At 51.1% G+C, this 22,422-nt stretch carries 21 protein-coding genes and 1 other RNA gene; 16 read left to right on the top strand and 6 right to left on the bottom strand.

All coding sequences use genetic code 11. The features are described from left to right. Positions 1-155: 155 nt before the first annotated feature. Positions 156-551, bottom strand: coding sequence for a pantoate--beta-alanine ligase (locus tag ACF2G4_RS10915; protein ID WP_243079019.1), 396 nt, complete (start codon positions 549-551; stop codon positions 156-158). Between the two features lie 146 nt (positions 552-697). On the opposite strand from ACF2G4_RS10915, the gene ACF2G4_RS10910 reads away from it, so the two are divergent. Further along, complete coding sequence (locus ACF2G4_RS10910; protein ID WP_215845665.1) at positions 698-1,108, top strand: YidB family protein; 411 nt, start codon at positions 698-700, stop codon at positions 1,106-1,108. 398 nt (positions 1,109-1,506) lie between these two features. Here ACF2G4_RS10910 and ACF2G4_RS10905 read toward each other — a convergent pair whose 3' ends face one another. Then, entirely contained in the window at positions 1,507-2,262 is a 756-nt protein-coding gene (locus tag ACF2G4_RS10905; RefSeq protein WP_332624874.1) for a M48 family metallopeptidase, read from the bottom strand. A 272-nt stretch (positions 2,263-2,534) separates the two neighbouring features. Here ACF2G4_RS10905 and tkt point away from each other — a divergent pair, with 272 nt between their 5' ends. The 7 genes from tkt (at position 2,535) to ACF2G4_RS10870 (ending at position 11,125) form a co-directional block, all read left to right on the top strand. Continuing rightward, a complete protein-coding gene (tkt, locus tag ACF2G4_RS10900; protein WP_215845667.1) occupies positions 2,535-4,529 on the top strand; it encodes a transketolase in 1,995 nt (664 codons plus the stop codon). Between the two features lie 318 nt (positions 4,530-4,847). Further along, entirely contained in the window at positions 4,848-5,867 is a 1,020-nt protein-coding gene (gene epd, locus ACF2G4_RS10895) for an erythrose-4-phosphate dehydrogenase (protein WP_409074815.1), read from the top strand. Between the two features lie 51 nt (positions 5,868-5,918). Beyond that, positions 5,919-7,082: a phosphoglycerate kinase gene (gene pgk / locus ACF2G4_RS10890; RefSeq protein ID WP_215845669.1), complete on the top strand. Its 1,164-nt coding sequence runs from the start codon at positions 5,919-5,921 to the stop codon at positions 7,080-7,082. 106 nt (positions 7,083-7,188) lie between these two features. Beyond that, complete coding sequence (fbaA, locus tag ACF2G4_RS10885; RefSeq protein WP_243079021.1) at positions 7,189-8,268, top strand: class II fructose-bisphosphate aldolase; 1,080 nt, start codon at positions 7,189-7,191, stop codon at positions 8,266-8,268. A gap of 190 nt (positions 8,269-8,458) precedes the next feature. Next, positions 8,459-9,367, top strand: a complete 909-nt coding sequence (gene mscS / locus ACF2G4_RS10880; RefSeq protein WP_409074814.1) for a small-conductance mechanosensitive channel MscS — start codon at positions 8,459-8,461, stop codon at positions 9,365-9,367. A 126-nt stretch (positions 9,368-9,493) separates the two neighbouring features. Next, the gene (gene argO / locus ACF2G4_RS10875; RefSeq protein WP_409074813.1) at positions 9,494-10,117 is read left to right on the top strand and encodes an arginine exporter ArgO; all 624 of its coding nucleotides are present in this window, start codon (positions 9,494-9,496) and stop codon (positions 10,115-10,117) included. A gap of 282 nt (positions 10,118-10,399) precedes the next feature. After that, entirely contained in the window at positions 10,400-11,125 is a 726-nt protein-coding gene (locus tag ACF2G4_RS10870) for an oxidative stress defense protein (protein WP_215845673.1), read from the top strand. Positions 11,126-11,159: 34 nt separating this feature from the next. Here ACF2G4_RS10870 and ACF2G4_RS10865 read toward each other — a convergent pair whose 3' ends face one another. Beyond that, positions 11,160-12,068, bottom strand: coding sequence for a LysR family transcriptional regulator ArgP (locus tag ACF2G4_RS10865; protein WP_215845674.1), 909 nt, complete (start codon positions 12,066-12,068; stop codon positions 11,160-11,162). A 183-nt stretch (positions 12,069-12,251) separates the two neighbouring features. On the opposite strand from ACF2G4_RS10865, the gene rpiA reads away from it, so the two are divergent. Together rpiA and serA are read left to right on the top strand one after the other, a co-directional pair. After that, positions 12,252-12,911: a ribose-5-phosphate isomerase RpiA gene (gene rpiA, locus ACF2G4_RS10860; protein ID WP_215845675.1), complete on the top strand. Its 660-nt coding sequence runs from the start codon at positions 12,252-12,254 to the stop codon at positions 12,909-12,911. 279 nt (positions 12,912-13,190) lie between these two features. Next, entirely contained in the window at positions 13,191-14,429 is a 1,239-nt protein-coding gene (gene serA / locus ACF2G4_RS10855; RefSeq protein WP_215845676.1) for a phosphoglycerate dehydrogenase, read from the top strand. 178 nt (positions 14,430-14,607) lie between these two features. Here serA and ACF2G4_RS10850 read toward each other — a convergent pair whose 3' ends face one another. The 3 genes from ACF2G4_RS10850 to zapA form a co-directional block, all read right to left on the bottom strand. Further along, positions 14,608-15,201: a 5-formyltetrahydrofolate cyclo-ligase gene (locus tag ACF2G4_RS10850; protein WP_215845677.1), complete on the bottom strand. Its 594-nt coding sequence runs from the start codon at positions 15,199-15,201 to the stop codon at positions 14,608-14,610. A 91-nt stretch (positions 15,202-15,292) separates the two neighbouring features. After that, a non-coding RNA gene (gene ssrS / locus ACF2G4_RS10845) (6S RNA) lies at positions 15,293-15,476 on the bottom strand. A 39-nt stretch (positions 15,477-15,515) separates the two neighbouring features. Then, on the bottom strand, positions 15,516-15,845 hold the full coding sequence (gene zapA / locus ACF2G4_RS10840; RefSeq protein ID WP_215845678.1) for a cell division protein ZapA: 330 nt from the start codon (positions 15,843-15,845) through the stop codon (positions 15,516-15,518). 171 nt (positions 15,846-16,016) lie between these two features. Between zapA and ACF2G4_RS10835 the strand changes: the two genes are divergently transcribed. The 6 genes from ACF2G4_RS10835 to gcvH all read left to right on the top strand — a co-directional run bounded on the left by ACF2G4_RS10835 (position 16,017) and on the right by gcvH (position 22,350). Continuing rightward, the gene (locus ACF2G4_RS10835; protein WP_215845679.1) at positions 16,017-16,595 is read left to right on the top strand and encodes a YecA family protein; all 579 of its coding nucleotides are present in this window, start codon (positions 16,017-16,019) and stop codon (positions 16,593-16,595) included. Positions 16,596-16,690: 95 nt separating this feature from the next. Further along, positions 16,691-18,013 (top strand): Xaa-Pro aminopeptidase, encoded by a 1,323-nt coding sequence (gene pepP, locus ACF2G4_RS10830; protein ID WP_409074812.1) that lies wholly within the window; start codon positions 16,691-16,693, stop codon positions 18,011-18,013. Further along, positions 18,010-19,188, top strand: a complete 1,179-nt coding sequence (ubiH, locus tag ACF2G4_RS10825) for a 2-octaprenyl-6-methoxyphenyl hydroxylase (protein ID WP_332624876.1) — start codon at positions 18,010-18,012, stop codon at positions 19,186-19,188. Before pepP ends, ubiH begins: the two co-directional genes overlap by 4 nt. A gap of 14 nt (positions 19,189-19,202) precedes the next feature. Then, positions 19,203-20,405, top strand: a complete 1,203-nt coding sequence (ubiI, locus tag ACF2G4_RS10820; RefSeq protein WP_215845682.1) for an FAD-dependent 2-octaprenylphenol hydroxylase — start codon at positions 19,203-19,205, stop codon at positions 20,403-20,405. Positions 20,406-20,843: 438 nt separating this feature from the next. Continuing rightward, the gene (gene gcvT / locus ACF2G4_RS10815; protein ID WP_243079027.1) at positions 20,844-21,941 is read left to right on the top strand and encodes a glycine cleavage system aminomethyltransferase GcvT; all 1,098 of its coding nucleotides are present in this window, start codon (positions 20,844-20,846) and stop codon (positions 21,939-21,941) included. Between the two features lie 22 nt (positions 21,942-21,963). Beyond that, entirely contained in the window at positions 21,964-22,350 is a 387-nt protein-coding gene (gene gcvH / locus ACF2G4_RS10810) for a glycine cleavage system protein GcvH (RefSeq protein WP_215845683.1), read from the top strand. Positions 22,351-22,422 lie beyond the last annotated feature (72 nt).

Genomic DNA, 22,422 nt, shown 5'->3' with positions numbered 1-22,422 from the left:
CCCGGCAAGGGTTGATAGGGTTATTAATAAGCCTCTATCAGGTATTCATATATCCGGTAACAATGGCTGGCAGCTTTAAGAGAGGAATTTAGTTTTAATCAGCCAATAATGCGTAGTGAGAATAATGACATCTATCTAAGAATAGAAGGGATGAATTAAGCGTATTTTCTAATTTGCGTAATGATTTGCGTGGTAGATATATTTTCCGTTCTCGGCAGGTAAACCACTTCGCATATAGTTTTATAGTTGTCGAATTTCCCTTCCCAATCATTGCCCATGACAAGGGTATGCGCCGCGTACTTCTTAATGTATTCCGCTTTAAGCTCGAGGGATTCTTCTATAAACACCTCATCCACACAACCTATCGATGCAATGATCGCTTTTCTTTCCTGTTCTGGATAAACCGGATAACGATTTTTCTTCGCGAAATTTAAAGCATCCGATGAAATGCCAACAATTAGCCTGTCACCCTGCGATTTAGCACGTTGTAATATATTGATATGCCCAATATGTAATACATCGAAAGTACCAAAAGTGATGACCGTTTTCATTTGCGTTCCGAGTGTGGGCTACTGCAGTTACTTCATCGACTCAATTTAAGCGAAACTTAAATAACTGCTCGGGGATGGATGTCAGCAGCGTGACAGGTGATCAGCAACTAGACTTACTGGCGGAAGATTAATCTCTGGAGGCAGTTATGAGTTTTCTTGACGAATTGGTTGGATCGCTGGGGAACGGACAAGGGCAGGGCAACAAGCTTGGGCAGTTGCAGGCGATCTGGAATTGGGTGCAGGAGCAGGGCGGTATAGAAGTGCTGCTGCATAAATTTCAGCAAGGCGGTTTGGGTGAAGTGCTGGGTTCATGGATCGGTACTGGGAATAATCAGCCAGTGGGTGGGAACGATATCCAGTCTGCGTTTGGACAAGGTGAATTGCAGTCGCTGGCAGATAAGCTGGGCACTGATGTGCAAGGTGCATCCGGCACGTTAGCCGCGCTGCTGCCGCAGTTAATTGATAAGATGTCGCCACAAGGGCAGATGGATGAACAGACATTGCATGATAAGCAACTGGATTTAGGAACGATGGTTGATCAACTGTTTAAACGTTAGTCAAAAGCGGGCTTTAATGAGTATGTGCTGGCTTTCCCCCACCTCGGTCCTCCCCCATAAATGGAGGAGGAAGACGCTGCTTTATGTAAGCGTTTAAGCTGTTTTTGGCAGCGTCTCCTTTCGAAACGGCATTGTGCTAACTTTTCCCCGCTTCGGTCCTCTCCCATAAAGGGAGGAGGAAGACGCTGCTTTATGTAAGCATTGAAGCTGTTTTTGGCAGCATCTCCTTTCGAAACGGCATTGTGCTGACTTTTCCCCGCTTCGGTCCTCTCCCATATAGGGAGGAGGAAGACGCTGCTTTATGTAAGCATTGAAGCTGTTTTTGGCAGCGTCTCCTTGCTCCGCTTGGCGGGGGAAGGCCGGGATAGAGGACAGCACGCACTATCTCAAACAGAAAACTACTTACTGTCTGCCGCGATACGATCGCGAATATGCTCCGCACGCTCTTCAGAGGCAGGATGCGAATCAAACATTGTGCTTTGGCGTCCTTCCTCTAGCTTCGCTAATTTCTCAAAACTGGTGACCAATCCATTTGGATCGATGTTGCGTTTCTTCATCAAGTCATAGGAGTAATCATCAGCCTGCGATTCTTGCGTCTGCGAGAATTGCGCGTTAACCAGTTTCTCACCCAACTCGCCTAACTGAGATTGCGAAAGCGAACCGATTACGCCACCCACCGACGCGGCTGCAGTGCGCGCAGCGGTAGTGCCGTAAGCAACCTGCATCGCTTTGCGCGTATGGCCCAAGGCAACGTGACCCATTTCGTGGCCGAGTACACCTTCTACTTCATTATCGGTCATCATATCCATCAAGCCGCTGTAAACACGGATACAGCCGTTGGCCATTGCCCATGCGTTAACGTCTTTGGTTTGATAAACCTTGTAATTGGCAGGAACGCCATTGATGTTGTCACCGAGTGCGGCGGCAATCTTATTTAAACGCTGCTGATATTCACTGTTGGCAGGCGCAATCTGGTTCTCTTTATCCATCTGTTCACAAGATTGATTGCTCAGCTGTTTCACCTGATCATCGCTCAGCGTGTAAGCCTGATACGCCTGCGCACCAGATTGCAGTAGCGCATTATTGTCAAACCCGGCGCAGCTACTCAGCAGCACTGCAATTCCAAGAGCTACAGCCGTTTTTTGGATTTTCATTCCATCGTCCTTTTGGTAACAAGGTAAGAAAAACAAACACCTGAAACATAGGCAGGTATTTAAAGGTGTTTTTTATAACGCGGTGTCTCACACTTTGCTAGCAGACTACGCTGAGAAAGCCAGACGAAGCGGAGACATTTAGCCATTTGCAGCATGTACTTTTGCCCTTAGTTTCATGTACATTGATGTGCAACTTTTTCCTTGCTTCGCTTGATAACTGATTAATTACAATAAGTTAAGACGCTAAGCATTAATCCGACCTGGAGTAGAAAATGCCCTCTCGTAAAGAGCTCGCCAACGCCATTCGCGCATTAAGTATGGATGCAGTACAGAAAGCTAAATCGGGACATCCGGGTGCCCCAATGGGCATGGCGGATATCGCCGAAGTACTGTGGCGTGGCTACCTGAATCACAACCCAACTAACCCACTGTGGGCCGATCGCGACCGTTTTGTCCTCTCTAACGGTCATGGCTCCATGCTGATTTACAGCTTGCTGCACCTTTCCGGCTATGATCTGCCGATGAGCGAGCTGGAAAACTTCCGTCAGCTGCATTCTAAAACTCCAGGTCATCCGGAATACGGCTACACCGTTGGCGTTGAAACCACCACCGGTCCGCTGGGCCAGGGCATCGCTAACGCAGTAGGCTTCGCCATTGCCGAGCGTACGCTGGCAGCGCAGTTCAACCGTCCAGGCCATGACATCGTAGATCACAATACCTACGTATTCATGGGCGATGGTTGCATGATGGAAGGCATCTCACACGAAGTTTGCTCGCTGGCGGGTACGCTGAAATTAGGCAAGCTGGTTGCCTTCTATGATGACAACGGCATTTCTATTGATGGTCACATTGATGGCTGGTTCACCGATGACACCGCTAAGCGCTTCGAAGCGTATGGCTGGCACGTGGTGCGCGGCGTTGATGGTCATAACGCAGATGCAATTGCTCAAGCCATCGAAGAAGCGAAAGCGGTTAGCGACAAGCCTTCACTGCTGATGTGCAAAACCGTGATCGGTTTCGGTTCTCCAAACAAAGCCGGTACGCACGATTCACACGGCGCACCGCTGGGCGACGACGAAATCGCACTGACCCGCAAACAGCTGGGCTGGGAACATGCGCCGTTCGTTATTCCTTCAGAAATCTATGCTGAATGGGATGCGAAAGAAGTTGGCCAGGCGAAAGAAGCAACCTGGAACGAGAAGTTTGCGGCCTATGCTAAAGAAAACCCAGAGCTGGCGGCTGAATTCAAGCGTCGCGTAAGCAACGAACTGCCTGCTAACTGGCAGGAAGAGTCGCAGAAATTTGTTGAGCAGCTGCAGGCTAATCCAGCCAAAATCGCCAGCCGCAAAGCGTCACAGAATGCTATCGAAGCTTTCGGTAAGATTCTGCCAGAATATTTAGGCGGTTCCGCTGACCTGGCGCCAAGTAACCTGACTATTTGGTCTGGATCCAAGCCAATCAATGAAGATGCAGCCGGTAACTACATTCACTACGGCGTGCGCGAATTTGGTATGACCGCAATTGCTAACGGTCTGGCGCTGCACGGTGGTTTCCTGCCTTACACCGCAACCTTCCTGATGTTCGTTGAATATGCGCGTAACGCGGCGCGTATGGCGGCGCTGATGAAGATCCGTCAGATCATGGTTTATACCCATGACTCTATCGGTCTGGGCGAAGATGGCCCAACGCACCAGCCGGTTGAGCAAATGGCGAGCCTGCGTACCACGCCAAACATGAGCTTGTGGCGTCCATGTGACCAGGTTGAATCTGCAGTGGCATGGAAATATGCCATTGAGCGTAAAGACGGCCCAAGCGCGCTGATCTTCTCGCGTCAGAACCTTGCACAGCAGGAACGTACCGCTGAGCAGCTGGCAAACGTAGCGCGTGGTGGTTACGTGCTCAAGGATTCTGCAGGCACGCCTGAGTTGATCCTGATCGCCACCGGTTCAGAAGTTGAGCTGGCCGTAGCTGCTTACGACAAGCTGACCAGCGAAGGCCGTAAAGTGCGCGTCGTGTCTATGCCATCTACCGATGCATTCGACAAGCAGAGCGATGAATACCGTGAGTCTGTGCTGCCAAAAGCCGTCAGCGCACGCGTAGCAATCGAAGCGGGCATTGCAGATTACTGGTTTAAATACACCGGTCTGAACGGCGCAATCATCGGTATGACCAGCTTCGGCGAATCCGCTCCGGCTGACCAGCTGTTTGAACTGTTTGGTTTTACCGTCGACAACGTCGTGGCAAAAGCCAAAGCGCTGTTAGCGTAACGGGATACTAAAGCAGCGCAGCCGCGCTGTTTAGCCTGTTTATAAGGGACGAGCACATTCGTCCCTTTTTTGACGCTTTATTCCTACAGTAATAATCGTTTTTTATGCATATTTGTGACGCAGATCCAAATATAAGCAGCGTAATTGATCACAATCATTCCTGTTATTCCTTCCTTCCCTTATCCTCGCTGAACCGTTTCAGTTATTGCTCCAGATAATCCAGTTTCGGACGATGCCGGGTAATAATCTCCTGTACAAAACGCAGGAGAACGCTCAGGCTAACGGCACGTTTTTTCAGTCAGATTTGGCAGGAGAAAGATGACCGTCCGGGTAGCTATAAATGGTTTTGGCCGTATTGGACGCAACGTATTGCGCGCACTGTATGAAACAGGGCGACGTGCTGAAATCACCGTGGTGGCGATCAACGAGCTGGCAGAAGCTGTCGGCATGGCGCATTTGCTAAAGTACGACACCAGCCACGGTCGTTTCGCGTTTGATGTGCGTCAGGAGCGCGATCTGTTGTGGGTGGGTGATGACACCATTCGCATCTTGCATCAGGCTGAACTGAGGGGGTTGCCGTGGCGCGAACTGAACGTGGATGTGGTGCTGGATTGTACTGGCGTTTACGGATCACGTGCGGATGGTGAAGCACATCTGCAAGCGGGTGCGAAAAAAGTCTTGTTCTCCCATCCGGGTGGCAACGACCTCGACGCAACAGTGGTGTTCGGTGTTAACGAACAGGCTCTTAAACATTCTGACCGCATCGTGTCCAATGCATCCTGTACCACGAACTGCATTATCCCCGTGATCAAGCTGCTGGATGACGCCTTTGGCATCGAATCTGGCACAGTAACGACAATTCACTCGGCGATGCACGATCAACAGGTGATTGATGCTTATCACAGCGACCTGCGCCGCACGCGTGCGGCAAGTCAGTCAATCATTCCGGTGGATACGCGTTTAGCGGCTGGCATTACCCGTATTTTTCCGAAATTCAACGACCGCTTTGAAGCGATAGCGGTGCGTGTGCCGACCATCAACGTGACAGCCATTGATCTCAGTGTTTCTGTGCGTCAGGGCGTAAAGGCGTGTGAAGTTAACGCTTTGTTGCAAAGCGCGGCAGAGGGTGCATTTCGTGGTATAGTTGACTATACAGAATTACCGTTAGTCTCAGTCGATTTTAACCATGATCCGCACAGTGCCATTGTGGACGGTACGCAAACGCGGGTCAGCGGTCAGCACCTGATCAAGACCTTGGTTTGGTGTGACAACGAATGGGGCTTTGCTAACCGAATGCTCGACACGACGTTAGCAATGGCCGCAAGCGGTTTCAGGTAAGACGCGGTCTGCGTCTGGCAAAACTTACGAGAATCAACGAGAGGATTCACCATGTCTGTAATTAAGATGACCGATCTGGATCTTGCTGGCAAACGCGTTCTGATCCGTGCCGATCTCAACGTACCAGTGAAAGAAGGGAAAGTGACGTCTGATGCACGTATCCGTGCTTCTCTGCCTACCATCGAAGCGGCGTTGAAACAGGGCGCGAAAGTGATGGTTACCTCTCACCTGGGTCGTCCGACCGAAGGTGAATACAACGAAGAGTTCTCTCTGCTGCCGGTCGTTAACTATCTGAAAGATAAGCTGAGCGGCACCAACGTTACCCTGGCTAAAGAATACCTTGAAGGCGTTGAAGTCGGCGCAGGTGAGCTGGTGGTTCTGGAAAACGTTCGCTTTAACAAAGGCGAAAAGAAAGATGACGAAGCACTGTCTAAAAAATACGCTGCACTGTGCGACGTATTCGTGATGGACGCTTTCGGTACTGCGCACCGTGCACAAGCTTCAACCCACGGCGTAGGTAAATTCGCGCCTATCGCATGTGCAGGCCCGCTGCTTTCTGCCGAGCTGGAAGCCTTGGGTAAAGTGATGAACAACCCGCAGCGTCCGCTGGTCGCAGTCGTGGGTGGGTCAAAAGTATCGACCAAATTCGACGTGTTGCAGTCACTGGTTAAAATCGCTGACAAGGTTATCGTCGGCGGCGGTATCGCTAACACCTTCGTCGCAATCGACAACAACGTCGGTAAATCGCTGTACGAGCCAGACTTTGTAGCCGCAGCAAAAGAGCTGCGCGATCAGTACGGTATTCCGGTTCCAACTGATTCTCGCGTTGGCACAGAATTCTCTGAAACTGCCCCGTCTACCGTGAAAAAGGTTTCCGAAGTGGCGGATAACGAAGAGATTATGGACTTCGGCGACGAAACTGCACAGGCGATGGCTGCCATTCTGAAAGATGCGAAAACCATCCTGTGGAACGGCCCGGTGGGTGTGTTCGAATTCCCGAACTTCCGTAAAGGCACCGAAATCGTTGCCAACGCCATTGCAGACAGCGAAGCTTTCTCTGTTGCAGGCGGCGGCGATACCTTAGCGGCAATCGACCTGTTCGGCATTGAAGACAAAATTTCCTACATCTCAACCGGCGGCGGCGCGTTCCTGGAATTCGTCGAAGGCAAAAAATTGCCAGCGGTTGCCATGTTGGAAGAGCGTGCGAAGCAGTAATCCTTTGGGGGCGATGCCAGATGGCGTCGCCTGAAGACTTGCCCGATTGGGCGTTTAAATCGTACCCCGTTTAAGGGGAAGCACGATCACGAAACAGGACACAATCATGTCTAAAATTTTTGATTTCGTTAAACCCGGCGTAGTCACTGGTGACGACGTACAGAAGATCTTCAAAGTGGCGAAAGAGAATAAATTCGCCCTGCCAGCGGTAAACTGCGTCGGCACCGATTCTATCAACGCGGTTCTGGAAGCGGCAGCGAAAGCGAAAGCGCCCGTTATCGTTCAGTTCTCTAACGGCGGTGCTGCATTTATCGCCGGTAAAGGTTTCAAAACCGACAAGCCACAGGGCGCGGCAATTTTCGGCGCTATCGCCGGTGCCTATCATGTTCACCTGATGGCTGAGCAGTATGGCGTGCCTGTTATTCTGCATACCGACCACTGTGCGAAGAAACTGCTGCCGTGGATCGACGGCCTGCTGGACGCTGGCGAAGAGCACTTCAAGAAAACCGGTAAGCCGCTGTTCTCTTCACACATGATCGACCTGTCTGAAGAATCACTGGAAGAAAACATCGAAATTTGCAGCAAATATCTTGAGCGTATGGCCAAACTGGATATGACGCTGGAGATCGAACTGGGCTGCACCGGCGGTGAAGAAGATGGCGTCGACAACAGCCATATGGACGCATCTGCACTCTACACCCAGCCAGAAGACGTTAACTACGCTTACGAAAAACTGAATGCCATCAGCCCACGTTTCACTATCGCTGCGTCATTCGGTAACGTTCACGGCGTTTATAAGCCAGGTAACGTGAAGCTGACGCCAACCATCCTGCGTGATTCTCAGGAATTCGTGACCAAGAAACATGGCCTGGCGCATAACGCACTGGACTTCGTTTTCCACGGTGGTTCAGGTTCATCTGCTGCAGAAATCGAAGAGTCTATCGGCTACGGCGTGATCAAGATGAACATCGATACCGACACCCAATGGGCAACCTGGGACGGCATCCTGCAGTACTACAAAAAGAACGAAGGCTATCTGCAAGCGCAGCTGGGTAATCCAGAAGGTGCTGACAAGCCGAACAAGAAATACTACGACCCACGCGTATGGCTGCGCTCTGCTCAGGCATCCATGGTGGTGCGTCTTGAGCAAGCATTCAAAGAGCTCAACGCAGTTGACGTACTGTAATTAATTCTACGTTACAGTACAAAAAAGGCCCGAAAGGGCCTTTTTTTATGCCCGTTATTCTGGAAATTTCACTTAATTCCTCTGCTGTTTGGCGCTTCGCTGGATAATTGATTACCCTTGATCACGGGTGTCGGATTACATCTGGCAGTTTTTGTGCTTTCCCGACGGGAATTAACAACAGGGCTTACTAATGGAAGACTTAAACGTCGTCAATGGTATCAACACTGCAGGTAGCTGGCTGGTACGTAACCAGGCGCTGCTTCTGAGCTATGCAGTCAATATTGTGGCGGCAATTGCCATTATTATCGTCGGGATGATCATCGCCCGCATTATATCTAATGGGGTGAATCGCCTGCTGCTGGCACGTCACATTGATGCAACCGTAGCGGACTTTCTTTCTGCGCTGGTGCGCTATGGCGTAATCGCCTTTACCGTGATTGCTGCGCTGGGGCGCGTTGGGGTGCAAACCGCCTCCGTCATTGCCGTACTGGGTGCTGCCGGTTTAGCCGTAGGTTTGGCATTGCAGGGTTCGCTTTCGAATCTCGCGGCTGGCGTGCTGCTGGTAACCTTCCGTCCGTTCCGTACTGGCGAGTTTGTCGATCTCGGCGGCGTAATGGGTACCGTACTGAATGTGCAGATCTTCTCTACTACGCTGAGAAGTGCTGATGGCAAGATGGTTGTGGTGCCAAACGGCAAAATTATCAGTGGCAACATTGTTAACTTTTCACGTGAACCGGTTCGTCGGAATGAGTTCATCATTGGTGTAGCGTACGACGCGGATGTGGATGAAGTGATCGCGCTATTGAAGGAAGTGGTTGAAGCTGACGATCGCGTCTTGAAAGACAAGGGCATCCAGATTGGCTTGAATGAGCTTGCTGCATCATCACTTAACTTTGTGGTGCGCTGCTGGAGCAACAGCGGTGATCTGCAGGATGTTTACTGGGACCTGCTGAAGAACTTTAAACGCGCACTGGATGCAAAAGGTATCGGTATTCCGTACCCGCAGATGGATGTGCATTTCCATCACACCAAGCAAGCCGACGCAGCAGAATCGGCTGAACCCGCCAAAGCGGAACAACCCGTGCAAACGAACATTTAATGACACAATGGGCGGTGCGATGCCGCCCATTAATTTATCTAATCAAACATTAAATTTTTCAATTTCCACTAATCATCTCGCGTCACTATAATCCTTTGCATCGCACCGATGTAAGGATATCTCCCTGTGTTATCTGTATTTTTTCAAGGGGTTGCGCTTGGCGCAGCACTTATTCTGCCGCTTGGCCCCCAAAATGCTTTCGTCATGAATCAGGGTGTTAAGCGCCAATATCACTTTATGACAGCAGCCCTTTGCACGTTGAGCGATATCGCGCTCATTTGTGCCGGGATTTTCGGCGGAAACGCATTACTGAGCCAATCGCCACTGCTGCTCATGCTAATTACTTGGGCTGGCGTCGCGTTTTTGCTGTGGTATGGCTGGGGAGCGTTACGTACGGCCTTTAGCGGCGATGTGACGTTATCAGAGGAGACAGCCATCAAGCAGAGCCGTTGGCGCATCATTGCCACCGTGCTGGCGGTTACATGGCTTAATCCGCATGTTTATCTGGACACCTTTGTGGTATTGGGCAGTTTAGGCAGTCAGTTTGCATCAGAATCAGCACGACAATGGTTCGCGTTCGGCACCATTAGCGCCTCTATTCTGTGGTTCTTTGGATTGGCGTTGTTAGCGGCCTGGCTTTCTCCGCTGCTGCGCACCGCACGCGCTCAGCGCATTATCAACCTGCTGGTGGGCACGATCATGTGGTTCATCGCCTTCCAATTGGCAAGTCAGAGCATAACGAGCTTCTAATTTAACTGCTGTTTCTCAAGCGCAGGCAAATCGCCTGCGCTTGCTACGTTTTAAAACTTCAACCCCGCAAAAAGCCAGCCTTCAGCTCATAAGAACACTGCTCGAAACATGACGTCACTGAATTAGCGTTATGTGCACACGTCACTGCGATAGTTCTAACGTTTAAGCGGCGTTGAGCAGAACTTTTGCCATAATCACCACTCAAAGCATGGCGCATCGCTATGCGTTTTGGGCTTCGCCACGTTGGAAGCTATTGAATTGACATCTTCAAGGAGGACTTTCATGAAACTGAAAGCATTGGCTTTGGCCGCAATGATGAGCGCTGGATTACCTTTAAGCGCACAAGCTGATGAATTACCTAATGGACCGCATGTCGTCACTTCAGGCAAGGCAACGGTTGATGCCCGCCCGGATATTGCGACCTTATCAATTGTGGTGAACGTGTCGTCAAAAGACGCCGCTGATGCCAAAAAACAAGCAGATGGGCGCGTTCAGCAATATTTTGATTTTCTGCAGAAAAACAGCATTGAGAAAAAAGATATTGATGCCGCAAATCTGAGCACACAGCCAGAATACGACTATACCAAAGAGGGTAAATCGGTTCTGAAAGGCTATCGTGCTGTGCGTGAAGTGCAGGTGACGTTACGTCATCTCGATAAGCTTAATGATTTGCTGGATGGGGCACTGAAGTCGGGTCTGAATGAGATTCGCAGTGTTGAGTTGGGCGTAGCCAATCCAAACGACTATAAACAGCAAGCGCGTAAAGCCGCGATTAAAAATGCAACTCAGCAAGCCTCAGAACTTGCAGAAGGATTTAATGCCAAGCTGGGCTCGATTTACAGCATTCGTTATCAGGTTTCAAATTATCAACCGATGCCAATGGCCCGTATGTATAAAGCGGCGGCGGCACCTGCGGATACCTCTGCACAGGAAACTTATGATCAGCAAAGTATCAACTTTGATGATCAGGTTGATGTGGTGTTTGAAATCAAACCCAATACGCCATAAAGCAAAACGGGGCATTTCGCCCCGTTTCTTCATCTTACGCTGCAACATCATCCTGTCGCAAAACGCGATGTCCATGCGCAATCAGCGCATCAGTTACCCGACGCATCAAACGACTCTCTGGCGCAAAGCGATGCCAGTAAAGCATACGACGTTGCTGCAGGCCCGGCGTCAAGTCGATCAGCTCGCCGCTAGCCAGTTCACGCTCAATTTGCAGGTGCGGAATCATACAGCAGGTTGAACCCTGACGGGCCATCTGCACAAACGCTTCCGATGAGTTCACAATATGACAGGGCACGCTGCCCGGTGATAAGTCGAAATTCTGCTGCAAAAATGCCTGGTGCATATCATCAAGATGATCAAATGCCACCGCAGGCGCCTTTAGCAGCGCTGAACGCGTCACGCCATTTGGAAAGAAGCGATCGGCGAAATCGGGTGAGGCGACAAACAGATAATCTAAAGCGCCAAGCTGATCAACCAGACAGCTGGGTAGCGGCTGAGGTTGAATACTCACTGCACCCACCACTTCGCCGCGACGCAGGCGTTCTTGCGTGCGGGTTTCATCTTCGACCTGTAAATTGAGTCGCACCGGCGAATCAGCCAGTACATCTTTCAGTGCGGGTAACAGCCAGGTGGCCAGACTGTCAGCGTTAACTGCCAGCGACAGCAGCAGCGGCGCAGTACCGCTGTTATCATCGCCACCGAGCCATTCTTCTTCCAGCAACTCTACCTGATGCAACAGCGCAAGTAATTTTTGCCCTTGTTCGGTTGGGCGGGGCGGTACGGTACGCACTAACAGTGGCTGACCAAACAGGTTTTCCAGCTGTTTGATACGCTGTGAGACCGCAGATTGGGTGATACATAATTTTTGTGCGGCGCGCTCAAAGCCGCGTTCACGAATCACAGCATCCAGCGCCTGAAGCGTTCGGTAATCGGGGCGTTTCATTCTTGTTCTCTCTCCTTCAGGATGGACGTTACTATGCCATAAAAGTGCCACATGTGACGGATGTCTAACTTTTTTGTGGGCTGGCTTCCAAAGCGATTAATCCAGCACACTCACCCGAGCATTTTTAACAAGCCTTGCTTTATACTACGCGCACCCCGTTGTCGCACAGGTTTTAAACATATCATGACCCAGGATGAACTGAAAAAAGCCGTAGGTTGGGCTGCACTCGATTATGTGCAGCCAGGAACAGTGGTTGGCGTTGGCACCGGTTCGACCGCTGCACACTTTATTGATGCGCTTGCTACGATGAAGCATCAAATTGAAGGCGCTGTATCGAGTTCGGAAGCCTCTACCCAGAAACTGAAAAGCCTAGGCATTCAGGTATTTGACCTGAACGAAATCGATAGCTTATCGATCTACGTTGATGGGGCCGATGAAATCAATCCACAGATGCAAATGATCAAAGGCGGCGGTGCGGCACTTACGCGTGAGAAGATTGTGGCTGCGGTAGCGGACACCTTTATCTGTATCGCCGACACCTCTAAAGAGGTGGATGTACTCGGCCATTTCCCGCTGCCGGTTGAAGTCATTCCTATGGCGCGTAGCTTCGTGGCGCGTGAGCTGGTTAAGCTGGGCGGCCTGCCTGAATACCGTCAGAAAGTGGTTACCGACAACGGCAACATCATTCTTGATGTGCATAATCTCCGCATCCTTGACCCTATTGCTTTAGAAAAAGCGATTAATGCTTTGCCTGGCGTGGTGACCGTTGGACTTTTTGCTGCACGCTCCGCGGATATTGCACTGATCGGCGGCCCAGATGGCGTTAGAACCATCAAAAAATGATCTGCCCGGCACTGTCGGTATGCCACTAATTTCTTCTCGTGAAACATCTTTTCTTACAGGGATGAAATTTGGTGACTTATGTCACATAAGCGGCATTGACAGCGGGTTCGTTCTCCCTTAATTGCTCAGATCCCGATTTTGTACGGCAATGTGCTGCTGCTGGACGTTGCCGTGCTGGTAGCCAGGCAATCGTTTGTATTGCCGGACGCGTAAATTTTGATATTTTGACAGAAGGCTGGCTTATGGTAGCCCTCGTTGAATACTGAATAGGGTCGGGAAATGGCAAAGGTATCACTGGAAAAAGACAAAATTAAGTTCCTGCTGGTGGAAGGTGTCCATCAGAGCGCGCTGGATAATCTGCGTGCAGCAGGTTACACCAATATTGAATTCCACAAAGGTGCATTGGATTCGGAGGCGTTAAAAGCATCCATCCGCGATGCGCATTTTATCGGTATCCGTTCCCGCTCCCAACTGACTGAAGAGATCTTTGCAGCAGCTGAAAAACTGGTCGCTGTTGGCTGCTTTTGCATTGGGACCAACCAGGTCGATCTGGATGCTGCTGCCAAACGCGGTATTCCGGTCTTTAATGCGCCATTCTCAAATACCCGTTCGGTAGCCGAACTGGTCATTGGTGAAATGCTGTTGATGCTGCGCGGTATTCCAGAAGCCAATGCCAAAGCGCATCGCGGTATCTGGAACAAAAACGCGAAAGGCTCGTTTGAGGCTCGCGGCAAGAAGCTTGGCATCATTGGATATGGCCATATCGGTATGCAGTTAGGCGTGCTGGCTGAAAGCCTGGGCATGCATGTTTACTTTTATGACATCGAAAATAAACTGCCGTTGGGCAACGCAACACAGGTTCGTGGTCTTAATGAACTGCTGAACCTGAGCGATGTTGTCACGCTGCATGTGCCTGAAACACTGTCGACGCAAGATATGATCGGTGCAGATCAGCTGGCGCAGATGAAGCCAGGCGCGCTGCTGATTAACGCTTCACGTGGCACGGTTGTTGATATTCCAGCCCTGTGTAATGCATTGGCGAGTAAGCATGTCGGTGGTGCTGCAATCGACGTATTCCCGGTTGAACCAGCAACCAACAGCGATCCATTTATCTCCCCGCTTAGCGAGTTTGATAACGTGATTCTTACGCCACACATTGGTGGTTCTACCGAAGAAGCGCAGGAGAATATCGGGATCGAAGTAGCCGGTAAACTGGCGAAATATTCCGACAACGGTTCTACGCTTTCTGCGGTGAATTTCCCAGAAGTGTCGCTACCAATGCATGGTGTCAGCGCCAGCCGTTTGCTGCACATCCACGAAAACCGTCCGGGCGTGCTGACGGCAATCAACCAAATATTTGCTGAACAGGGCATTAACATCGCTGCGCAGTACCTACAAACGTCGCCATATATGGGTTATGTGGTGATTGATATTGATGCTGAGAAAGAGCTGGCTGATAAAGCACTGAACCTGATGAAAGCCATTCCGGGCACGATACGCGCTCGTTTGCTTTACTGATCATTATCTCCGTCATAGCTCAAGCCGCAGATGCGTTGGCTATGTTAGCTCACCCGGGTCACTTACTTGTGTAAGCTCTTGGGAATGAGCTAACGTGTCGCCTTCCTGCAACGCCCATTATTTAGGGTATAGAAGCGGATATACATACGGTAAGAGGCGCTGTTTAGCGCCTCTTTTTTTATTCCCATTGCCAGAGCTTTGACGGTGTTAACACCGCAGGCAGCGGTACATCCCATTCCGCAACCGGCAGCGCATCGACCAATTGACAATCATGCGCCAAACCAACCGGTAAAAAGCCATGCTGTTTCCAATTCTGCAACGTGCGGTCATAAAAACCGCCGCCCATGCCCAACCGTTGTCCCTGACGATCAAACGCCACCAGAGGCACCATCATCACATCAATTTGATCAAGCGTAATCAGATGCCGGATATCGAGTGGTGGCTCAGGAATGCGCAGCTTGTTGAGCGTGAGTGAGGTCTCTGGCGTGTAGCGCATAAACAGCAGATTTCCGGGTGAAAAGGGATGCAGCACCGGCAGGTAAACCTGTTTTCTTTGTTGCCAGAGTTTAGCAATCAGCGGGCGCGTGTTGAGTTCACCATCTACCGATAAAAACAGGGCGACGTTTTGTGCTTCAGTGATGGGGGCGAGATTGATGGCATGTTCGGCAAGAAGGTCAGCAGCATTTTCTTGCTGATCGTCGGTTAAGGCACGGCGCAAATGACGCACATGTTGACGAATATCCTGACGCAGTAAAAAAGAGGGTTCTGACATGGTTTCCCCACAGGATAAGCCGCTGAAGAAGCAAACTATATCATGCATTGCAATCATGCAACGTGGGGAAGAAAACCGGGACTACAAAGAAGAGATCTCCGAGATGCCGCCGTAGGCTGTAACCCTTGAACCCTTGGTTCAAGGTGAATATGCCGTCGCAACCATCAGGCTTCTCGGACGGACCGAGCATGCTCACAGGTTACGGAGCGTCACATTCTGTTTTTTTGAAATATCGGCTCAGGGGACTGGCCCACATGCAAACATCTCAGAGAAAATTTACCTCACCGTTACTCTATCATAGCAACCATGAAGTTTTATTCGAACTTCGCATCTTCGCGATCAGTAATGCGACCTTGCTCAACTAATGCCTGTTCAATCGTCTGCTGCAACATTCTAATACGTTGTTCCATATTAGCAGCATAATCGCGCGTCTTGCCTTTTTCTTGTGCCAACTCGTGGCAGACGTTTAACGCGGCGATGAACACCAGTTGTTCTGTATTGGTGACTCTAGTGCGAACTTTTAAATCTTGCAACCGTTGATTGAGATCTTCGGCCGCAGTATTCAGCGCATCTTGCTGTTCAGGCGGACAATTCACTCTCAACGAACGACCAAAAATTTGTAAATCTACCGGTTGTGCAGACATGCCACCCTTCCTGACTGATTACTTAGCCCGCAACTCCCTTAGCAGTCAATGGCTTGGGAGGCGGGCAACTATATAGACCCGCGAAATAAGTTACAACCCCTTTTCTGGAAACCTTGAGGCAGCTAGTGGTAGCATAACACGAACTTATTCCGCCAACGACGATGAAAACTTATGTCCTTACAGAACGCAACTCCTGATTACAACGCACTAGCGGCGGCGCTCTCTCAGCAGGGTGTTGGCATGACACCGGCAGAAATGCACGGACTGATTAGCGGCATCCTGTGTGGCGGAAATCAGGACACGAGCTGGAAAGCGCTGGTCCACGATCTGGCCAACGAAGGCATGGCTTTTTCGCAAAGCCTGTCGCTGCCGCTGGAATCGCTGCACGAAAATATTGCCACTGCCTTGGAAGATGACGGTTTTCTCTTTCAACTGATGTTGCCAGATGAAGATGACATCACGGTATTTGACCGCGCCGACGCGCTGGCTGGCTGGGTAAATCATTTCCTGCTTGGCCTTGGTGTGACGCAGCCTAAGCTTGATAAAGTCACAGGCGAAACCGGCGAAGCGATTGATGATTTACGCACCATTGCGCAGCTTGGTTATGACGAAGATGAAGATCAGGAAGAGCTAGAGCAGTCGCTGGAAGAGGTGGTTGAGTATGTGCGTGTAGCGGCACTGCTGTGTCATGACACCTTTACCCGACCGCAACCGACTGCGCCTGAAATGCAGAAACCAACGCTACACTAAGCCAGGTATTTCAGGACGCCGACGGGCGCATTTCAACAGCGTCTTCTTTAACCGCGTGCTTGTAAACCGCGTTCTTATCAACAGGGAGTGCAGACATGATTTCACTGGAAACTTTTCAGCAGCGTCGTCAGGCGCTGTTAGCTAAGATGGCACCCGGCAGCGCAGCATTGATTTTTGCCGCGCCGGAAGTGACGCGTAGCAATGACACCGAATACCCGTTTCGTCAGAACAGCGATTTTTGGTATTTCACCGGTTTCAACGAGCCGCAGGCGTTGTTGGTGCTGATTAAAAGCAATGAAACGCATAATCACAGCGTGTTATTCAACCGTGTCCGCGATCTCACTGCTGAAGTCTGGTTTGGACGCCGTCTGGGGCAAGACGCTGCCCCCGCTAAACTGGCCGTGGATCGTGCGCTACCCTGGGACGATATCGGCGATCAGCTGCATTTGCTGTTGAATGGCCTGGACGTGGTTTATCACGCACAAGGCGAGTATGCCGAAAGCGACACTTTGGTGTTTAACGCTCTCGAAAAATTGCGTCGTGGTTTTCGCCAGAACTTGAGTGCGCCCGCAACGGTCACCGATTGGCGTCCTTGGGTGCATGAAATGCGCTTGTTCAAAAGCCCGGATGAGATTGAGATCCTACGCCGGGCAGGAAAAATCAGTGCGCTGGCGCATACCCGCGCCATGGAAAAATGCCGTCCTGGGATGTTTGAATATCAGCTGGAAGGCGAAATTCTTCATGAATTTAGTCGCCACGGTGCACGTTTCCCTTCCTATAACACTATCGTCGGCTCAGGCGAGAATGGCTGCATTCTGCATTACACCGAAAATGAATCTGAATTGCGTGACGGCGATTTAGTGCTGATTGACGCCGGCTGTGAATTCCACGGTTATGCAGGTGATATCACCCGCACCTTCCCGATAAACGGTAAATTCAGCCAGCCACAGCGCGAAATCTACGACATCGTACTCGCTTCGCTCTACACCGCATTGTCGCTGTTCCGTCCCGGAATCAGCATTCGCGAAGTGAATGATGAAGTGGTGCGTATCATGATCACCGGCCTGGTCGAGTTGGGCGTACTGCAAGGTGATGTTGATGCCTTGATCGCTGAAGATGCACATCGTCAATTCTACATGCACGGTTTGAGTCATTGGATGGGATTGGATGTCCACGACGTGGGGCATTACGGCACCCCAAGTCGCGATCGTATCCTTGAACCTGGCATGGTGTTAACCATCGAACCGGGTCTCTACATCGCGCCAGACGCAGACGTGCCAGCCGAATACCGCGGCATTGGTATCCGTATCGAAGATGACATTGTGATCACTGAAACCGGTAACGAAAATCTCACCGACAGCATAGTGAAAGACCCGGAAGCGATTGAAGCCCTGATGGCGGCGGCACAGCGCGCATGAGTATTATCATTGCTGGTGGCGGTATGACCGGCGCAACGCTGGCGCTGGCGATTTCACATCTTACGCAAGGCACGCTGCCGGTGACGTTGATTGAAAGTATCGAACCCGCCAGTCGCGCCCATCCCGGTTATGATGGACGTGCAATTGCGCTTGCCGCAGGAACATGCCAGCAGTTAGCGGATATCAATATCTGGCGCAGCCTTGAAAGCTGCGCAACGCCGATTACGCGCATTCACGTTTCGGATCGGGGCCATCTCGGCTTTGTTTCCATGACCGCAGAAGAGCAGGCTATTCCGGCGCTGGGGCAGGTGGTAGAACTGTTTGATGTTGGGCAACGTTTATTTGCCGCGTTGAAAAAGGCGCCTGGTGTGACCTTGCGTTGCCCGGCCCGCGTTATGCAGGCGACGCGCACGCAAGATAAGGTGCAGGTGACGCTGGATAACGGCGAACAGCTGGAAAGCGCTTTATTAGTGGCGGCAGACGGTTCACGTTCTGCGCTTGCTGCATCATGCGGCATTCAGTGGCAAACCGAGGATTATCATCAGTTGGCGTTGATTGCCAACGTCACTACGCAGCTTCCACATCAGGGCCGCGCTTTCGAGCGTTTTACGGAACACGGTCCTTTAGCGTTATTACCGATGTCAAACAATCGGCTATCGCTGGTGTGGTGCCATCCGCTTGCTGCACGCAGCCAGATTGAAAGCTGGAGCGACAGCGAATTTCTTTTTCAGCTACAGCGCGCATTCGGTTGGCGTTTAGGTAAGTTTATTCAAACGGGTCAGCGCGAATGTTATCCGCTGGCCTTACAGCAGGCGACGCAGCAGGTTACGCATCGCGTCGCGGTGGTGGGCAATGCAGCACAAACGCTGCATCCAATTGCAGGACAGGGCTTTAACCTTGGACTGCGTGATGTGATGTCACTGGCGGAAACTGTGGCGGCGGCGCATCGTCACCAGCAGGATGCTGGCAGTTACGCGGTATTACACCATTATCAGCAGCGTCGTCAGCACGATCGCGACACCACAATTGGTATCACGGATGGATTAGTGCGCCTGTTCGCCAATAGTCACGCGCCGCTGATTGTTGGCAGAAATCTGGGCTTACTGGCGATGGATCATCTGCCGTGGCTGCGAAATCAACTGGCTGAGCGCACGCTTGGCTGGGTTAAGCGTTAATTTAAGGGGCAGCGATGCAAACTTTTGATGTGGTGATCGCCGGTGGCGGTATGGTAGGTCTGGCCGTTGCCTGTGGTTTGCAGGGCAGTGGACTGCGCGTTGCCGTGCTAGAGAAGGCGGCTGAACCGCAATTTACTGCCAAAGCCTTGCCTTCGATTCGCGTGTCGGCTATCAACGCCGCGAGCGAACGCTTGCTGCAAAAGCTGGATGTCTGGCCGACGATTTTGTCGCTGCGCGCCAGCGCTTATCACGGCATGGAAGTCTGGGATAAGGATAGCTTTGGCTCCATCTCATTTGACGATGAACACCAAGGGTTGTCGCATCTTGGCCATATTATTGAAAATCCGGCGATCCACAGCGCCTTGTGGCAACGCGCCACTGCCTGCAGTGATGTCACGTTAATCGCACCCTCACAGCTGCAACAGGTCGCTTTTGGTGACAATGAAGCCTTTATCACCCTGCAAGATGGCAGCATGGTAAGCGCGCGCTTGCTGATTGCCGCTGACGGTGCTAATTCGTGGCTGCGCAACAAAGCCGATATCCCCGTCACCTTCTGGGATTATGATCATCACGCTTTGGTTGCCAATATTCGCACCGACTTGCCGCATGATGGCATCGCGCGGCAGGTGTTTCATAGCGACGGCATTCTGGCGTTTCTGCCTATGCAAGATCCGCATCTTTGTTCCATTGTCTGGTCGCTGTCACCGCAAGAATCAAGCCGTCTTGAAACCATGCCTGAAGCGCTGTTTAATCAGCAACTGGCGGTGGCGTTCGATATGCGTCTTGGCTTGTGTCATTTGGAGAGTGAGCGCAAATCATTCCCGCTTACGGCGCGCTATGCACGTAACTTTGCAGCACACCGTCTGGCGTTAGTCGGCGATGCCGCGCACACCATTCATCCGTTGGCAGGCCAAGGGGTAAATCTCGGTTTTATGGATGCGGCAGAGTTGATTGGCGAAATTCGTCGCCTTCATCAGGAAGGTAAAGATATCGGCCAGCACCTCTATTTGCGCCGTTACGAGCGCAGTCGCAAACACAGCGCGGCGCTGATGCTGGCGAGCATGCAGGGCTTTCGTGAACTGTTCGCGGGTAATAACCCAGCGAAAAAGCTGCTACGTGACGTTGGCCTGAAACTGGCAGACACGTTACCAGGTGTGAAACCAATGATGTTAAAGCAGGCGATGGGCCTGAACGATATGCCGGACTGGCTACGTTAATTCCTTATCCCATTGTTTATGAAGCCAGCATTTTGCTGGCTTTTTTTATGCCTAAAAAGGCATTGCACCATAAAAAGGCAGGCCCGCACCGCGATTGTGCCTCGTTTGATTTATTCTAATTTTGCGCGCTTGTTCGCATTACTTTTATTTATCCAAAAGCTTTTTCGCCAAAGTGATTTTTTAACATCCTTCGAGTCATTACGCATAAATTTACTGCATATAAACTCCACAACTGCATTTAATGCGTGATAAATCACAAAATTGTGGTTTTTTATCCTGACACAATAAAAAGTTCGCTACGCTAGGTGCCTCGTTTCGACCTCGTTCTGCTTATGGTTAAACGCCACATTCGGTGGTAACGTCAACCCAAAGAGAACGTTTGCGTCGGCGCTAAATTTGACGCACGTTGAACCTCACTCGCTTTTGCACAGGATGGTTATGACTCAGCAAACCCCTTTGTTTGAACAGCATCAAACCTGCGGTGCCCGCATGGTGGATTTTCATGGCTGGATGATGCCGCTGCATTACGGCTCTCAGATGGATGAACATCATGCCGTGCGTAATGATGCGGGCATGTTTGATGTCTCCCATATGACTATTGTCGACCTTAAAGGCCCACGCACGCGTGAATTCCTCCGCTATCTGTTGGCCAATGACGTCGCGAAACTGACCCAACCTGGCAAAGCGCTTTACACCGGGATGCTGAACGCATCGGGTGGCGTTATTGACGATTTAATTGTTTACTTTATGACCGAAGAGTTTTTCCGTTTAGTGGTGAACTCCGCGACGCGTGAGAAAGATCTCGCCTGGATCGCTGAACACGCGGAGGGCTACGGAATTTCGCTGACCGAGCGTGACGATTTAGCGCTGATTGCTGTTCAGGGGCCACAGGCGCAGCAAAAAGCGCAGACGCTGTTCAGCGCCGAGCAGCGTCAAGCGGTAGAGGGCATGAAGCCATTCTTCGGTGTGCAGGCGGGCGACTTATTTATCGCGACGACCGGTTATACCGGCGAAGCGGGCTATGAAATTGCACTGCCTGCAGGCGAAGCAGCAGATTTCTGGCAGCGTTTAGTCGCCGCTGGCGTTAAACCTGCTGGTTTGGGCGCGCGCGATACGCTGCGTCTGGAAGCGGGGATGAATCTCTACGGTCAGGAAATGGACGAAGGTGTCTCTCCGCTGGCGGCCAACATGGGTTGGACGGTGAGTTGGGAACCCAGCGATCGTCAGTTCATCGGTCGCGAAGCGCTGGAGTCGCAGCGTAAGCAGGGCACTGAAAAACTGGTGGGTCTGGTCATGACTGAAAAAGGGGTGCTGCGTAACGGCTTAACAGTTCGCTTTACTGATGAACAAGGTCAGCCACAACAAGGCATTATTACCAGTGGTTCCTTTTCTCCCACTTTGGGTTACAGCGTCGCCCTTGCCCGCGTTCCGGCTGGCGTAGGCGACAGCGCAGTGGTAGAAATTCGTAACCGCGAAATGCCGGTGAAAGTAACCAAACCCATTTTTGTCCGCGCCGGTAAACCGGTCGCACAATAAATTTTATTCAGGAGAAATGGCGATGAGCAATGTGCCAAGTGAGTTGAAGTACCGTGATAGCCACGAGTGGGTGCGTAAAAACGCTGATGGTTCTTATACCGTTGGCATTACCGAGCACGCACAAGAGTTACTTGGCGACATGGTGTTCGTTGATTTGCCAGAAGTTGGTGCAACGTTTAGCGCAGGTGAAGAGTGCGCGGTAGCGGAATCTGTTAAAGCCGCTTCCGATATCTACGCGCCAATCAGCGGTGAAATTGTTGCCGTCAACGAAGCCTTGGGCGATTCGCCTGAAACGGTTAACAGCGATCCTTATGAAGGTGGTTGGCTGTTCCAAATCAAAGCCAGCGATGAGTCAGAGCTCGACTCGATGCTGGATGCTGATGCTTATAAAGCGTCCATCGACGAGTAATCGTTGAGCGGCCTCATGCAGAGGCCGCCATTATTTTTGCACTTTCAGTTCCCCAGCCCGATTCAGGATTTA

This window comes from Pantoea phytostimulans (assembly GCF_046118715.1).
Lineage (GTDB): Bacteria > Pseudomonadota > Gammaproteobacteria > Enterobacterales > Enterobacteriaceae > Pantoea > Pantoea phytostimulans.
Note: the sequence above shows the minus strand (reverse complement) of the source record. Positions and strands in the feature narration are given on the sequence as shown.